The following is a 15,311-nucleotide window of genomic DNA, read 5'->3' on the forward strand; positions in this document are numbered from 1 at the left end:
CGACCGGTCGCCGGCTTCCGCCGTGCCGGACGGGGCCTGCCCTCCTCGCCGGTCCTCCTCCGCTCCGACCGGTCAGCGGCCCCCGGCGACCAGCAGCGGCGCACCGCCCGGCGCGGATGCCGGCCTGCCGTTCGCGGCAGCCACTCCGAGCAGCGGTGACGCCGGCACCGTCGACAGCAGGCCGCGCGCCGCCAGCTCCGGCGTCACACCCTCGCCGAACCAGTACGCCTCCTCCAGATGCGGGTAACCCGACAGCACAAAGTGCTCCACCCCCAGCGAGTGGTACTCCTCGATCCGGTCGGCGACCTCCGCGTGACTGCCCACCAGCGCGGTGCCCGCCCCGCCCCGCACCAGACCGACGCCGGCCCACAGGTTCGGCGAGATCTCCAACTCGTCGCGCGAGCCGCCGTGCAGCGCCAGCATCCGCTGCTGCCCGACCGACTCGCTCCGCCCCAGCGCCTGCTGGGCGGCGGCGATCGTCCCGGAATCGAGATCGCCCAGCAGCCGGTCGGCCGTCGCCCACGCCTCGCGCGAGGAGTCGCGCGAGATCGTGTGCAGCCGGATACCGAACCGGACCGTACGGCCCTGCTCCTCGGCAAGCCCGCGGATCCAGTCGATCTTCTCCTTCACCGCGGCCGGCGGCTCGCCCCAGGTCAGATAGACATCGGCATGAGCCGCGGCCACCGGACCGGCCGCAGCCGACGACCCGCCGAAGAAGATGTCCGGCAGCGGGTCCGGCGGCAGCGCGGTCAGCCCGCCCTCCACCTGGTAGTGCTCACCGTCGTAGTCGAAGGGCCGCCCGCCCCACACACCCCGCACCACCGAAAGGAACTCGGCGGTCCGTGCGTAACGCCGGTCGTGGTCCAGGTGATCACCGAACCGCCGCTGCTCCGTCGAATCGCCGCCCGTGACGACATTGAGCAGCAGCCGCCCCCGGGTGATCCGCTGATAGGTCGACGCCATCTGCGCGGCGAGCACGGGCGAGACCACCCCCGGCCGGAACGCCACCAGGAACTTCAGCCGTTCGGTGTGCTGGGCCAGCGCCACCGTCGTCAGCCAGGCGTCCTCGCACCAGGTCCCGGTGGGCGTCAGCACGGCTTCGAAGCCCAACTGCTCGGCGGCCTTGGCGATCTGCGCCAGATACTCGATGTCGGGGGCGCGCACCCCGCTCACCGGAGTGATCCGGTCCCGCTTGATCCCGCCGTCGGTGTACGCGTGCCGGTCGACGAGCGTGCGCCCGTCACCGCCGGTGGGCAGGAACCAGTGCAGACGGACGTTCATGACGAGGCCTTTCCGTAGGAGCGGGGAGCGGTGGAGGACGGCGGAAGATCACGGTTGAAACGGGTGTCGACGTACTCCTCGAAGGAGAAGCGGCGCGGAATGAGCTCCAGACCTGCGAAGTTGTCCGCGATGGCCTGCTCGGAGGCGATCGCGGCGGGATCGAGGGCCACGGACACCCGGGTTCCGGCACTGAGCCGCACCGCGTCCAGGGCCACCTCGTACGGCAGTCCGGTCTCCTTCGCCCAGGCCTCCGGGTGCTCGAAGACCCAGGACTGCGCCCGCTGCAGCCGGACCAGCAGATCGCCGATCGCCCTGGACTTCGCTGGATCCTTCAGCGCGGCCGGGGACGCCACCTGGAAGCTGAGACCGTTCACCACGCCCCGACCGGTGGTCAGCACCCGGGACTCCGTGCTGCGCAGCACCTGCGAGGTGTACGGATCCCGGACCGCCCAGGCGTCGACCTTGCCCCGGCTGTACGCGGCCGGCGCGTCCGCCGGCTGAAGGTACTTCGGCTTCACGTCCTCGATGCCGAGCCCCGCCTTCTTCAGCGAGGCGATCAGCTGGTAGTGGGCCGAACTGCCCTGAGTCACCGCGATCGACCTGCCCCTGAGCTGGGCCGGGGACTTCAGCGGCGAGTCCTCGGGTACGACGATGGCCTCCCCGGCGGACGATCCGTGCGCGGCGCCCACCACGACGATCCTCGAATCGGAACCCGCCGCGAAGACCGGTGGTGTGTTGCCGACGCCTCCGAGGTCCACGGCCTGCGCGTGGACGGCTTCCAGGAGGGGCGGACCCGAGGTGAAGGTCGACCACTTGATCCGGTAGTCGAGATCGTCCAGCTCGCCGGAGGCCCGCAGAATCGCCTCGTAACCCCCCTTCTGGTCACCGACGTCGAGGACGACACGGCCCTTCCCGTCGGTGCCACCGGCGGTGGAGGCGGACGTGGCACCGCCGCAGGCGGACAACAGTAGGGCGAGGGACAGCGACAGGGCGGGCAGGGAGCGACTTCTCATCGGATCCTCTTTCGTCGTGCGCAAAGGCGGGCGGGGTGGACGGGCGCCCGACGGGCGGCCGCTGTCTCAGGCGGCCGCGACGGACGCGGAGCCACCGGAGCCACCGGCCTCGCCGTCGACGCCCAGCTCGGTCAGCAGCCGGGAGCGCAGCGCTGTGAAACCGGCACTGCTCGCATCGCGGGGCCGGTCCAGATCGACGGGCGTGTCGTACGCGATCGCCCCGTCCCGCATCACCAGCGCGCGGTCGGCCAGCAGCAGCGCCTCGTCCACATCGTGGGTGACCAGCAGTACGGCGCAGCCCCGTCGCTGCCAGAGCTCGGCCACCAGCCGCTGTGCCTTGATCCGGGTCAGCGCGTCCAGCGCGCCGAACGGTTCGTCCAGCAGCAGCAGATCGGGTTCACGCACCAGCGCGCGGGCCAGCGAGGCGCGCTGGGCCTCACCCCCGGAGAGTGTCCTGGGCCACGCCCCGCTCCGCTCCGCGAGCCCGACCTCTTCCAACGCGCGCTCCGCGAGGGCTCGTTCGGGCTTCCCGGGCAGCCCCAGCAGCACATTGCGCCAGACCCGCTTCCACGGCATGAGCCGCGGCGCCTGGAAGGCGACCGCCCGCCGTTTCGGCACCAGCACCGTGCCCTCGATCTCGCGGTCCAGCCCGGCGAGCACCCGCAGCAGCGTCGATTTCCCGCAGCCGCTGCGCCCGAGCAGCGCGGTGAACTCCCCGGAGCGCAGGGTGAGATCGAGCCCGTCGATGACGGCCGCACCGCCGAAGGAACGGGTCAGTCCCGCCACCCGCACCGCGGCCTCGGCCGCCGGTCCGGCCGGAGCGGCGGGGCTCACTGCCCCGTGAAGGTCGGTCGCCATTGCAACAGCAGCCTTTCGAGTGTGCGGACGATGGCATCGGCGGCGAGGCCGAGGAAGGCGTAGACGACGAGGCAGACGACGATGACGTCGGTACGGAAGAACTCCCGGGCCTGGTTCATCAGGAAGCCGATCCCGGCATCGGCGTTGACGGACTCGCCGAAGACCAGGGCCGGCCACGCAGTGGCGAGCGAACAGCGGAGCCCGGTCATGGCCCCGGGCAGTGCGCCCGGCGGCACCACATGCCGGACCAGACCCCACCGGCCGAGCCCCAACGACGCACCGGCTTCGCTGAGTTGGGCATCGACCTCCCGAATTCCCGCGTACACATTGAGATACAGATGAAAGGCGACACCGAGCGCGATGAGCGCCACCTTCGGGGCCTCACCGATCCCCAGCCAGATGATGAAGAGCGGGATCAGTCCGACCCAGGGAACGGTGCGCAGCATCTGCACGCTCGCGTCCACCAGATCCTCGCCGAGCCGAAAGAGCCCGGAGACCAGTGCGAGCGCCGTCCCGACGACACCTCCGAGCACCAGTCCGACGGCGACCCGCTGGAGCGAGATGGTCATCGCGGACGGCAGTGTCCCGTCGGCGATCAGATCCGATCCGGCGCGGGCGACGGTGCCGGGTGACGCGAGCACATCGGCGTGCAGAACACCGGTGGCACTGAGCACCTGCCACAACGCGAGCAACAGCAACGGTCCGACGGCACGCCGGACCCAACGGGGCGGCGCACCCGGACGCACACCCCGCACGGAGGCCGGAACAACGGGCTCCAGGTCGAGCGACCGCCGATCGGAAGGAACTGGCAATTTCCCGGATTCTGAAGACATGTCCGGCGGTGCGAGGGCATGGCCGATGGTCATGAGGGCTCCACGAGCAGTCCAAGGACAGGGGGAGTCACACCGCGACCGCGGCCGGGCGAACCAATGCTGCCGTTACAGCACAGAGGTCACGCCGAGCGGTGGACGGGGCGGGACACGTCGGCGCGCGTCCGGGCGGGCCCGCACGGGCAGGCGCGTACAGCAGCGGGAACAGGCGGAGGAAACGCCCGGTCGCCGACGCGACGGAGAGGGAGCTGAAGGAACGTCAGCAGCCGCGACGACACGCGGCGGAGGCCACCCGCAGCAGGTCGATGTGACCGCGCGAAGTGAGCAGGGCTGAACGGAACATGCCGCCGAACGTAGCGATCCACAACTGAAGCGGTCAATGATGTCTCGGCAGGTGGACGCGCGATCTTGCCGAATGGGCGAGCCGATGTACCCATGCCCCACGCCTTCGCCTCCGGCGTTCTGCACATCACCACCGGCACGACGGAGACCGTCACCGACCTGACCGCCGAATGCGAGCACTTCCTCACCCGGAACGTGGCCTCCGGGGACGGCCCCATCAGCATCTTCGTGCCCCATGCGACCGCCGGCATCGCCATCCTGGAGACCGGATCCGGCAGCGACGAGGACCTCCTGACCACCCGCCACACCCTGCTGCCGGCCGACGCCGCCGGCAACACCGCCAGGGCCACCCCGGCCACGTACTCCCCGCCCTCGTCCCGCCGCACGCGACGCTTCCGGTGATCGGCGGACGGCTGGAACCGGGAATGTGGCGTCGGTGTGTCCGGTCGAGTTGAGGGGGAGCAACCGAGACAACCTGCCTGGCTGCCCATGCTCCCTCTGACCGGCGACTTCCGCAGCGGAAGCCCCGTCGCCTGAGGCTCCGCCTCTTCTCCGCCGCCGCCCGGATCGTCACCACCGCTCGTCGCCGGCACCTGAGATTCGCCCGCCGCCGGCCCTGGACCGACGTCATCACCGACGCCGGCACGGTTCGAAGTTTCCCCACACCCCGGATGACCAGAACATTTTGACCGGATCCGGGAATCCGGCGCCCATCTGGCGCGACAGCCGGGCCATCGGTCCGACCACCACCGGCCCGGACGGCCGAAACGGCCCAACGAAGAAACCGACGGACCGTCACGAAAGATCGAGGCCAGACTGATTTTTCTCAACACCCTTGGGATACATGGACATCGGGGGAGCCGTGGCCACTGCGGAGATTTCGGTTCTGAGCGAAGCACCTGTTGCTGACGCCGAGTCACTGACGGGGTGGCTCAAGGGCGAATCCGAGCTTGTCGGGCGGGTCCGCCGGACGGGACCGCCGCTCAGCCCCGGAGAACTCGGTTCCTTACTCGACACCGTGACCGTGGCGTTGAGCACTGGCGGCACCATCACCGCACTGATTGCTTCTCTGCGCACCTGGCTCGCTCACCCGCGACGAAGCGACATCCGGCTCAAGGTCCGACGCGAGGGTGGTCCGACCGTCGAGATCGACGCGAAGCGTGTGAAGCGCACAGACGTGGAAAAGATGCTGCGCCAAGCTCTGGAGGATCAGGAACAGCGTCAGGACCCAGGCGCAGGGGAGTGACGTGCGTCTTCCCGACCCACACCGTTCCCGGGTCGTACTGATCGGTGCCAGCCAGTACTCCGACCCCGATCTCCCCGATCTCCCAGCTGTCCACCGCACGATCACCGACTTGGCCGGACTTCTCACGGACCAGGTCTACGGCGTGGTTCCCGAGGCACACTGCACCGTACTGCTCGACGACGGAGACCTGCGGACCGTCGGCAAGCGGTTGAGGGCTGCGATCGAGGAAGCCGAGGATCTGCTTCTCGTCTACTACGCCGGACACGGCCTTACCGCCTACCCACGTGGTGACCTCTATCTTTCGCTGCCGGACAGCGAATTCGCCTCCCCCGAGTTCAGCGCACTGGAGTACGACAAGCTGCGACACGCGGTGCTCGACAGCACAGCAGCCAACAAGCTGGTGATTCTGGACTGCTGCTTCTCCGGCCGGGCCATCACCGACACCATGGCAGGAGGCGACGGTGCGGAGATCGGGCAGCTTGAGGTGGCGGGCACCTACGTCCTGACCTCGGCAGCGCGCGACCAACTCGCCCTCGCACTCACCGGAGAACCCCACACCGCCTTCTCCGGGCGCCTGATGCGCCTCCTGCGCGAGGGTATCGTCGGTGGACCTGAGCTACTCACCATCGAAGACCTGTACAACTGGCTCAAGAAGCACATGGCGGCCGAGAGGCTGCCCGTGCCGCTCAACCGGCGCGCCGGTACGGCGCACCAGCTCGCTTTGGGTGTCAATCGCGCCTTCGCCGCAACCGCCGGTCCCGAACTGCGAACGCAGCACGTCGCCGCCGTGCAACAAGGTAGGAACGGTGACTGGCAGGGGTCTTCGCAAGCGCTTGAGAAGATCCTTGACGAGCAGATCCGTGTTCTCGGCCCGGAACACATCGACACCCTGCGGACCCGGCAGTCCTACGCGCACAGCCTCGGCGGCGCCGGCGACGCGATGACCGCCGCGCAAATGCTGCGCCAGTTCCTCGCCGACCACCTGCGCCTGCTCGGCCCGGACCATGAGGACACATTGCGTACCCGGCAGTTTCTTGCGGTCAATCTGGGCGAGGCCGGCCACCGGGAGGAGGCTGTCGGCATGCTCCGGGTCCTGCTCGCCGACCGCGGCCGTGTGCTGGGTGCCGAGGATCCCGATACGCTGCGCACCCGGCATCTGCTGGCGCGCAATCTCCTCTTCCTGGGGGTGAACGACGAAGCCGTGGCCCTGCTGCGGCAGCTGGTCACGGAACGGGAGCGAATCCTCGGCGGGGAGCACCCCCACACCAGGAGATCGGCAAGGGATCTCGTGGAAGCCGAGGGCGGGGAGAGCGGTTGATGACGGAGACGGACTTCTTCGGAAGGTTCGACAATGGGGCGCGACGTGCTGTCGTCCTGGCTCAGAACGAAGCCCGGATGCTCAGCCACAACTACATCGGCACCGAGCACATTCTTCTGGGCCTTGTCCACGAGGGTGAGTGTGTCGCCGCCAAGGCCCTGAAGAGCCTCGGGATTTCGCCCAAGGCGGTCCGCCAAGTGGTGAAGGAGATCATCGGTCAGGGCCAGCAGGCCCCGTCCGGGCACATCCCCTTCACCCCTCGCGCCAAGAGGGTCCTGGAGCTCTCGCTCCGTGAGGCCCTCCAGCTCGGCCACAACTACATCGGCACCGAGCACATCCTGCTCAGCCTGATCCGCGAGGGCGAGGGCGTCGCCGCCCAGATCCTCGTCAAGCTGGGCGCCGACCTGAACCGGGCGCGGCAGCAGGTCATCCAGGAGATCGTCGAACGCGACCACGTGGAAGCCCGCGAGCCCGAGACCGGCGAGAACGACTCCGGGACGTGGCCGCTCCTCGACCAGTGCGGCAGCGATCTCACCGCGGCCGCCCGGCGCTCGGTGCTCGACCCGGTGGTCGGCCGCGACAGAGAGATCGAGCGGGTCGTCGAGATCCTCACCCGTCGACATCGAAACGTACCGTTGCTCATCGGCGAGCCCGGCGTCGGCAAGACCGCGGTGACGACCGGCCTCGCGCATCGCGTCGCCGCGGGCCAGGTGCCGTCCGTTCTGCAGCACCAGACCGTCCGCACAGTGAATCTGGGCGCCCTGCTTGCCGACCCTCAGCACCGGGGCCGGGACGCGGCCGTCCTGGCCGGGCTGCTCGACGAGGTTCGGGCCCACGGAGCTCTGGTGGTCTTTCTCGGCGGAGCTCTCAGCCCCCTCCACCTGCCCGACGGAAACACCAACGCTCTCACTCTGTGCCGTTCCCTTCTCGGCAGTCCCGGAGTTCTACTCGTCGGCTCCTGCACGAGCTCGGACTACGAGCGCCGCGTTCTCGACCCGGCGGTCGACCGTTTGATGCAGCCGCTTCCCATTGCCGAGCCCACGCTGGGCGATGCGATAGAGATCCTCAAAAGCATCCGAGACCGTCTGGAGGAACACCACCGGGTCTCCATCAGCGACGCGGCCCTGGTGGCCGCCGCCTCACTCGCACGCGACCACGTTCCCGACCAGCACCTGCCCAGGTCGGCCATCGACCTTCTGGACGAGGCGAGTGCACAGGTGCGCGTCCGTGAAGTACAGCGGCTGAGCGCCGATCTGTCGTCGTACGACGCACAGATCGCCGAGGTGCGGCAGGCGAAATTGGAGGCCATCGACCAGCAGGACTTCGAGCGGGCCGCGGGGCTCCGAGAGCGGGAGAAGGCCCTGATCCGAGACCGCAGCGGAGCCGAGCGCAACGCGCTGCAGCCGTCGGACGACCTGCCGTTGGAGATCGACGAAGCGGACGTGGTGAGCGCGCTGTCCGTCTACTCCGGCACGCAGCACCCCGAACCGGCGCGCACAACCGCCGCCCGCCAGGTCCGGCCCGTCCGGGCCGTCGAGCACGACCCGTTCGTCTGGTCCATGAGCTAGGCCGTGTTCAGGTAGTACGGGCGGCCGGCCATGTGGCCCATGGAGGCTGCCGTCGAGGACGTAGGGCAAGGGTTGCCCCAACGCAGGCTGGTCGACACGAACAGCGATCCGACCCTCACCATGGGCCTGCACGGCGCCTTTCACCGGCATCCGTGGATCGATCCTGTCCTTGCCGACAACGACCTCACGGACGACGACGTCTTCAGCCTCGCCGTTCCCGGGGCAGATGCCTGTGGTTGGAGCAGCACTCACCTGGGCGCGGTCCGCTGGACTGCTGCCGATGGGCACACAACGACGCCGGTGCGGACCGGACCGAGGACGATCGCGTCAGGGGTCGACGGAGCCGTCGGCCGTCAGTTTGGTGCGCCGCGGCTGGCGGTGCCCGGGTCTGCGGACGAGAGGCCCAAGTCGGTACGCCGGCGCTCTTCGAGGGATTCGATGCGCCGGGCCTGCTCGTCGGTGATCACATCGCACACCCAGTCCCAGTGCAGTGCCACCCGGTCGCCCGCGAAGAGACCGTCGAGCAGCGTCAGCCCACCGGCCGAGCAGCGTACGGTCTCCTCCCGCCACGCGCCGTCGGTCAGCCCCGCACCGTCCCAGCACAGCGGGCGGGACCGCACGGTCGCGACGTCTCTGTCGGCGGCCACGACCACTCCCGTACGGATGCGGCACTGGTCGAGCACGGACAGCGCGGTCGGACGGCCGCTCGACCGCAGCATCGGGGTCCACGGATACACCTCGAACACCTGGAAGCTGTGATGGGCCTGGGCGCGCCGCCCGGCGTCGCGCCAGGTGCCGCCGAGCTGCCCCCGGAACCGGTCGGTCATACGCTCCACCAGTGCGGCGGGATCGGCCAGATCCAGCAGCTCGTTGCCGATCCAGTACGCCTCGACCACCCGCACGTCGAGCGGGTCCGCCAGGCCTGCCGTCTCCGCGAGGAACTGGAGATAGCACCAGGCCCCCTCGAACTGCCGGGCGCGCCGCTCGATGTCGGCGGTCGCGTCACGGCGCAGGAGGGCCGCCGCATCGGCGGGGCCGCAGTAGCCGAGCTCGTTGGGCGGGTAGGCGTATCGCGCGAACAGCAGGGCGCCCTCGGCACTCACTCAGCAGATCCTCGGTAGTTGTTCGCCGATCGGCAGCCCGATCACCCGGCTCCCGCCCAGCCCTGTTTGCGCCACCACCATCCCGGCGTGATCCGGAACGCAGCTGCCGATCCGACAGGCGGACCTGCCCAGGGGATGGGCCCGCATGGCGGCCAGTACCCGGTCCGCGTCCTCGGCCGGGACGATCGCGATCAGTTTGCCCTCGTTGGCCACCTGCAGCGGGTCCAGCCCGAGCAGGCTGCACGCGTCGCGCACCGTGGGCGGTACGGGAAGCAGCCGCTCGACCAGTTCGATGCCCACGTCCGAGGCGCGGGCGATCTCGTTCAGTGAAGCCGAGACACCCCCGCGCGTGGGGTCCCGGAGCACATGGAGGTCGGTACCGGTGGCGAGCATGGCGGCGACCAGTCCGTGCAGCGCGGCGGTGTCGCTCTCCACCGCCGTACCGAATTCGAGGCCCTCCCGGCAGCTCATCACGGCCACACCGTGCACACCGATGTCACCGCTCACGAGCACCGCGTCGCCGGGGAGCGCCCGGCGCGCATGGATGTCGACGCCGGGCGGGATCACGCCGATGCCCGAGGTGTTGAGGTAGACGCCGTCACCGCTGCCGTGCTCCACGACTTTCGTGTCCCCGGTGACCAGGCGTACGCCGGCGTCCTCGGCGGCCCGGCCGACGGCCTGTGCGATCCGGCCGACGTCGCTCAGCGCGGTGCCCTCCGCGAGGATGAAGGCGGTGGACAGGAACAGGGGCGCCGCACCCGACATGGCAAGGTCGTTGACCGTGCCGTTCACCGCCAGTTCACCGATCGACCCACCGGGGAAGAACATCGGCTTCACCACGAACGAGTCCGTGGAGAAGGCGAGCCGGGTGCCGGAGCCCACCGTCAGCACGGCCGAGTCACCGAGGTCGGCGGCGGCCGCGGCACCGTACGCGGGCAGGAACAGGTGCTCGATCAGCTCACCGGACATCGCGCCGCCGCCCCCGTGGCCCATGACGACGGAAGGGACGTCCCGCAGTGGTACCGGGCAGGCCCACCCCTCGAAGTCGAGGTCGGCCACGTCGTTCACCACGGTGGTCACGTCGTGCATCGCGTCAGTCACTTCGCATCGACCAGTTCCAGGCGGCGGTGGGTGTAGTACGCCGCGCACGCGCCCTCGGACGACACCATGGTCGCGCCGAGCGGATTCCTCGGCGTGCACTCCTTGCCGAACGCCTCGCACAGATGCGGCTTGATCAGGCCCTGGAGGACTTCGCCCGAGCGGCAGAGCGACGACTCGGCGGTGTGGATGTCCGTCACGTCGAAGCGCTGCTCCGCGTCGAACGCCCGGTACTTCTCGGAAAGCCGCCAGCCGCTGCGGGGGATCGCCCCGATGCCGCGCCAGGTCCGGTCGGTCACCTCGAAGACATCGGCGAGCATCTCCATGGCGGGCACATTGCCCTCCTCGCGTACGGCCCTGGGGTAGGCGTTCTCCACCTCGTGCCGACCCGCCTCCAGCTGGACGACGGTTCGGCGTACCCCTTCGAGGATGTCCAGCGGCTCGAAGCCGGTCACCACGATCGGCACCTTGTACTTGCGGGCCAGCGCCGGGTACTCGGCCGTCCCCATCACACTGCATACGTGGCCTGCGGCGAGGAACGCCTGCACCCGGCAGGTCGAGGACTCCATGATCGCGGCGATGGCGGGCGGCACCAGCACATGGGAAACCAGCAGGGAGAAGTTCCGGACCCCGAGCCGCTGGGCCTGATACACCGTCATTGCGTTGGCGGGGGCGGTGGTCTCGAACCCGATCCCGAAGAAGACGACTTCGCGGTCGGGGTTCTCCCGGGCGATTCTCAGCGCGTCGAGGGGCGAATACACCACGCGTACGTCGCCGCCGGCGCTCTTGACGGAGAAGAGGTCCCGGCTGCTGCCGGGCACACGCAGCATGTCGCCGAACGAGCAGAAGACGACGCCGGGGCGGGCGGCGATCGCCAGTGCCCGGTCGATGGTCTCCAGCGGGGTGACGCACACCGGACATCCCGGTCCGTGGATCATCTCCACACCGTCCGGCAGCAGTTGGTCGATGCCATGCCGGATGATGGAGTGGGTCTGGCCGCCGCAGACCTCCATCAGCGCCCACTCCCGTGTGGTGGCCGCGTGGATCTGGTCGATCAGCTTCTTCGCGAGACCGGGGTCACTGAACTCTTCGAGGTACTTCACCGGCCGACTCCTTCGGGAGACGCGCCCTGCTGGGCCGCGCGTTCGAAACCGTCTCCGAACTCTTCGGCCAGGATGCCGAGCCGCTCGAAGTCGGCAAGGGTGTCCAGGGCCGACCGTTCGTCGAGGCGCTGGATGGCGAAACCGACGTGCACGATGACGTATTCACCGACGGTCGCATCGGGGATGTACTGGAGACACACCTCCTTGCGCACACCGCCGAAATCGACCTCGGCCATCACGGTGCCGTCGACTTCGGCGGTACTGAGGACACGCCCCGGAACAGCCAGACACATGGTCCCTCCTCTCTGTGGATCCTCTTGAAGTACGGCGGGTACGGTCGTGCGGCGGCCTCAGCCCGATGCGGCGATCACGAGCTGGCCGAGGGCGATCCCGCCGTCGTTCGGGGGGAGCAGGCGTGGCCGAAGGACGGTGAAACCCCGTTCGGTCAGGCCTTGTTGAGCCGATTCGAGCAGTACGGCGTTCTGGAATACACCGCCGCCCAGCGCCACGGTGGCGAGTCCGGTGCGTGTGCGGCAGAGCTCGGCGAGGCGGGCGGTCAGAGCGGCGACGGCGGTGTGGAAACGCGCGGCGATCAGCTCGGCCGGAACACCGGCCCGTACGTCGGACACCACGGCCCGCACGACCGGGCCCGGATCCGCGACGGCGGGTTCCTCCCCCTTCCCGGGCCGGATCCCGAAGCGGTAGCCGCCTCCGGGCCCGGCTGCCGCGGCACGGGCCAGCCCCTCCAGTTCCATGGCCGCCTCCGCCTCGTACGCCACCACGTGCCGGACGCCGGCCAGGGACGCGACCGCGTCGAAGAGCCGGCCCATGCCCGACGTGGGCACGCAGCCGAATCCGGTGGCGAACTGATGGGCCAGTACGTCACGTTCGGCGGGCGGGCAGGCACGCACCGCGGGCAGCTCGTCGTCCCAGCGGACGCCGGCCGCGTGCAGATGTGCGAGGGCCATCCGGTACGGCCGCAGCACACTCGCGTCGCCCCCGGCCAGCGGTACGTAACCCAGGTGCGCGGCCCTGCCGAACGACGCGTAGCCGGCCACCAGGACCTCGCCGCCCCAGGCCGCCCCGTCGGCGCCGTGGCCGGTGCCGTCGAAGGCGATGCCGATCACGCGCTCCTCCGCGCCCAGACCGTGCTCCGCCATCACGGACGCGATGTGCGCGTGGTGGTGCTGCACGGTGCGGACCGGCCGCCCGGCCGCGTGGGCGCGGGCCCAGCCGCCGGAGTGGTAGCCGGGGTGACGGTCGGCCACCAGCCGGGCGGGCGCCACCCCGGTGAGGTCCTCCAGATGCTTCTCGGTACGGGTCAGAGCGCCGACCGTGGACAGATCGTCCATGTCGCCGATGTGCTGGCTCAGCCAGGCGTAGCGGCCCTCCGCCAGCGCACAGGTGTTCTTCAGGTCGGCTCCCACGGCGAGCGTCGGGGGCACGTCGAAGGGCAGTGCGATCGGCAGCGGCGCGTATCCGCGCGAGCGGCGCAGCGGCAGCTCGGCACCGGCGGCCCAGCGGCTGACCGAGTCGTCGCACGGCACATGGATGCGACGGTCGTGCCGCAACCAGGCATCGACCAGCGGCGCCAGAACGGCCAGCGCGTCGCCGTCGTCGGTGACGATGGGCTCGCCCGACACATTGGCCGACGTCATCACCAGTGCGTCCGGGCCCGGATCGTCGTCCCCGATCCCGAAGAGCAGGACGTGCAACGGGGTGTACGGAAGGAGCAGCCCGAGCTGTGGGCTGCCGGGAGCCACGGCGTCGGACACCCCGGCCCCGGGCCCGCCGGGGTGCCGGGGCAGGAGCACGATCGGGCGGCGGCCACCGGACAGCAGCTCCTCCTCGTCCGCCGTGACGGTCACCAGCCGCCGCGCGGCGTCGAGGTCCGGCACCATGACCGCGAACGGCTTGCCGCCGCGCCGCTTGCGCCGGCGCAGCTCGGCCACGGCCGTGTCGTCGCGGGCGTCGCAGACCAGGTGGTACCCGCCGAGTCCCTTGACCGCGATGATCCCGCCCTCGGCGAGGAGCTTGCGGGCCGTACGCAGAGCGTCCTCGTCGCGGGACAGGGACACGCCTGCCCCGCCGACCAGTTCGAGCCGCGGTCCGCAGTCGGGACAGGCGATCGGCTGGGCGTGGAAGCGCCGGTCGCACGGGTCCTCGTACTCCGCCCGGCAGGCCCCGCACATCTCGAAGTCCGCCATCGTGGTGGCGGCCCGGTCGTACGGAAGGCCGGTGACGATCGTGAACCGGGGGCCACAGTGCGTGCAGGTGATGAACGGGTGGCGGTAGCGCCGGTTCGACGGATCGCCCAGCTCGTCCAGGCAGTCCCGGCAGGTGGCGATGTCGGGCGAGACCAGCGTCCTGGCCCGGCCCGACGCGCTGGAGCGCTCGATGGTGAAGCCCGTACCGCCGCGCGTCGGCAGTTCGCTCGTCCGCACGTCCTCGACGACCGCGAGCGGAGGGGCGTCGGCGCTCAGCCGGCGGCCGAACTCCTCCACGGCCCCGGCCGTTCCCTCGACCTCGGCGAGCACCCCGTCGCCGGTGTTCGTCACCGAGCCCGTGAGCAGCAGTTCCGAGGCGGTGACATAGACGAAGGGCCGGAAGCCCACGCCCTGCACGACGCCGCGCACCTCGAATCTGCGCCGGATCCGCTGCTCCCGGCCGCGGCCCATCATCTCCAGCCCCGACAGGGCCTCCCGGGCCTTCACCCGGTCGATGAGCTCGACGGCGAAGCCCATGTGGAGAAGCACCCAGTCGTCGCGACCGGGCGCCTCGTCGAGCATGCCGATGTTGACGCGGCGTCTGGCGCCCTCCACGTCGACCAGAGCCAGCTGGCCCGCATACCCGTCCACGATCTCCACGACGCGGCCAGGAATGCCTAGGCACATGATCAGGGTCTCCGGGGTCGGGTGCTGTTCACGGACGCGGTCGCTACGGCCGGCACGAGCTGCCGGATCAGGGTGTGCACTGTCTGCATCGCCTCGGGCACCGCGCTGTCGACGGCTTCGCCGAGCCCGATGCCCTCCTCGACTCCGGCGGGTGTGCAGCCGACGAGGTAGGTGAGCGGAAGCGTACCGCCCAGTTGATCCAGATTTGCCAGGACAGCAACCGGATTCATCCCGTGGGCGTCGAATTCACCCGAACCGAGGTCCTCCACACCGATGCGGAGCACCGTCACCTCCCCGGGGGCGCCGCCTCCCGGGTACGCGTCGACCAGAACCAGCGCGTCGTACCCGTCGAGCAGGTCGTACGCGAGATGCATGCCTCGGATGCCGTAGTCCACCACCCGGACCTGCGGGGGCAACCCCCCGTCGAGGGCCAGCCGGCGCACGACCTCCGGGCCGAAGCCGTCGTCGCCGAGGAACAGATTGCCGATGCCCGCGACCAGCACCCGGGCGGAGGTGTCGGGTTCCTTCGTCATCGTCGGTCAGCCGCCCCCGGACCGGGCGCCGGCGCATTCGGGTCCTGAGTGCTCCGTGGGTGTACGGGGGCGTCGGAGCGTTCGTCCGAGGTGCCCGACGGCCGGTCCGCGCGGTTGGAGCGGA

Annotated in this window: 13 protein-coding genes and 4 pseudogenes; 6 read left to right on the forward strand and 11 right to left on the reverse strand. The window is 70.1% G+C overall.

Annotated elements, in window-relative coordinates; translation table 11 throughout:
* Positions 1-72: 72 nt before the first annotated feature.
* The 5 genes from AADR41_RS05965 to AADR41_RS42795 form a co-directional block, all read right to left on the reverse strand.
* The gene (locus AADR41_RS05965; RefSeq protein ID WP_342280303.1) at positions 73-1,281 is read right to left on the reverse strand and encodes an LLM class flavin-dependent oxidoreductase; all 1,209 of its coding nucleotides are present in this window, start codon (positions 1,279-1,281) and stop codon (positions 73-75) included.
* Entirely contained in the window at positions 1,278-2,294 is a 1,017-nt protein-coding gene (locus tag AADR41_RS05970) for an ABC transporter substrate-binding protein (protein ID WP_342280304.1), read from the reverse strand. The genes AADR41_RS05965 and AADR41_RS05970 overlap by 4 nt, the downstream gene beginning before the upstream one ends.
* 66 nt (positions 2,295-2,360) lie before the next feature.
* Positions 2,361-3,152, reverse strand: coding sequence for an ABC transporter ATP-binding protein (locus AADR41_RS05975; RefSeq protein ID WP_342280305.1), 792 nt, complete (start codon positions 3,150-3,152; stop codon positions 2,361-2,363).
* Positions 3,125-4,018, reverse strand: a complete 894-nt coding sequence (locus AADR41_RS05980) for an ABC transporter permease (protein ID WP_342280306.1) — start codon at positions 4,016-4,018, stop codon at positions 3,125-3,127. Before AADR41_RS05980 ends, AADR41_RS05975 begins: the two co-directional genes overlap by 28 nt.
* Before the next feature lie 223 nt (positions 4,019-4,241).
* Positions 4,242-4,325, reverse strand: a complete 84-nt coding sequence (locus AADR41_RS42795) for a putative leader peptide (RefSeq protein WP_350692898.1) — start codon at positions 4,323-4,325, stop codon at positions 4,242-4,244.
* Between the two features lie 92 nt (positions 4,326-4,417).
* Here AADR41_RS42795 and AADR41_RS05985 point away from each other — a divergent pair.
* From AADR41_RS05985 to AADR41_RS42805, 6 genes and pseudogenes are all read left to right on the forward strand, one after another.
* A pseudogene (locus AADR41_RS05985) lies at positions 4,418-4,826 on the forward strand (YjbQ family protein).
* Positions 4,802-5,013, forward strand: a pseudogene (locus AADR41_RS05990) (IS1380 family transposase); the annotation flags it as partial. The pseudogenes AADR41_RS05985 and AADR41_RS05990, both read left to right, overlap by 25 nt.
* A gap of 155 nt (positions 5,014-5,168) precedes the next feature.
* Positions 5,169-5,570 carry an effector-associated constant component EACC1 gene (locus tag AADR41_RS05995; RefSeq protein WP_342280307.1) on the forward strand — a complete coding sequence of 134 codons (402 nt, stop codon included), beginning with the start codon at positions 5,169-5,171 and terminating at the stop codon, positions 5,568-5,570.
* A gap of 1 nt (position 5,571) precedes the next feature.
* Positions 5,572-6,888 (forward strand): caspase, EACC1-associated type, encoded by a 1,317-nt coding sequence (locus AADR41_RS06000; RefSeq protein ID WP_342280308.1) that lies wholly within the window; start codon positions 5,572-5,574, stop codon positions 6,886-6,888.
* A pseudogene (locus AADR41_RS42800) lies at positions 6,888-7,745 on the forward strand (Clp protease N-terminal domain-containing protein); the annotation flags it as partial. The gene AADR41_RS06000 and the pseudogene AADR41_RS42800, both read left to right, overlap by 1 nt.
* A gap of 204 nt (positions 7,746-7,949) precedes the next feature.
* Positions 7,950-8,456 (forward strand): annotated as a pseudogene (locus AADR41_RS42805) (UvrB/UvrC motif-containing protein); the annotation flags it as partial.
* Positions 8,457-8,809: 353 nt separating this feature from the next.
* Here the strand turns inward: AADR41_RS42805 and AADR41_RS06010 are convergent.
* From AADR41_RS06010 to AADR41_RS06035, 6 genes are read right to left on the reverse strand one after another with little or no spacing between them, the layout of a single operon-like run.
* Positions 8,810-9,559 carry a DUF6390 family protein gene (locus AADR41_RS06010; RefSeq protein WP_342280310.1) on the reverse strand — a complete coding sequence of 250 codons (750 nt, stop codon included), beginning with the start codon at positions 9,557-9,559 and terminating at the stop codon, positions 8,810-8,812.
* Positions 9,560-10,648 (reverse strand): hydrogenase expression/formation protein HypE, encoded by a 1,089-nt coding sequence (hypE, locus tag AADR41_RS06015; RefSeq protein ID WP_342280311.1) that lies wholly within the window; start codon positions 10,646-10,648, stop codon positions 9,560-9,562.
* Positions 10,649-10,656: 8 nt separating this feature from the next.
* Positions 10,657-11,760, reverse strand: a complete 1,104-nt coding sequence (gene hypD / locus AADR41_RS06020) for a hydrogenase formation protein HypD (protein WP_342280312.1) — start codon at positions 11,758-11,760, stop codon at positions 10,657-10,659.
* On the reverse strand, positions 11,757-12,053 hold the full coding sequence (locus tag AADR41_RS06025) for a HypC/HybG/HupF family hydrogenase formation chaperone (protein ID WP_266692350.1): 297 nt from the start codon (positions 12,051-12,053) through the stop codon (positions 11,757-11,759). The genes hypD and AADR41_RS06025 overlap by 4 nt, the downstream gene beginning before the upstream one ends.
* Positions 12,054-12,110: 57 nt before the next feature.
* The gene (gene hypF / locus AADR41_RS06030) at positions 12,111-14,654 is read right to left on the reverse strand and encodes a carbamoyltransferase HypF (protein ID WP_342280313.1); all 2,544 of its coding nucleotides are present in this window, start codon (positions 14,652-14,654) and stop codon (positions 12,111-12,113) included.
* A 2-nt stretch (positions 14,655-14,656) separates the two neighbouring features.
* A complete protein-coding gene (locus AADR41_RS06035) occupies positions 14,657-15,187 on the reverse strand; it encodes a hydrogenase maturation protease (protein WP_342280314.1) in 531 nt (176 codons plus the stop codon).
* Positions 15,188-15,311: the final 124 nt, after the last annotated feature.

This window comes from Streptomyces sp. CLV115 (assembly GCF_038448545.1).
Taxonomy (GTDB): domain Bacteria; phylum Actinomycetota; class Actinomycetes; order Streptomycetales; family Streptomycetaceae; genus Streptomyces; species Streptomyces sanglieri.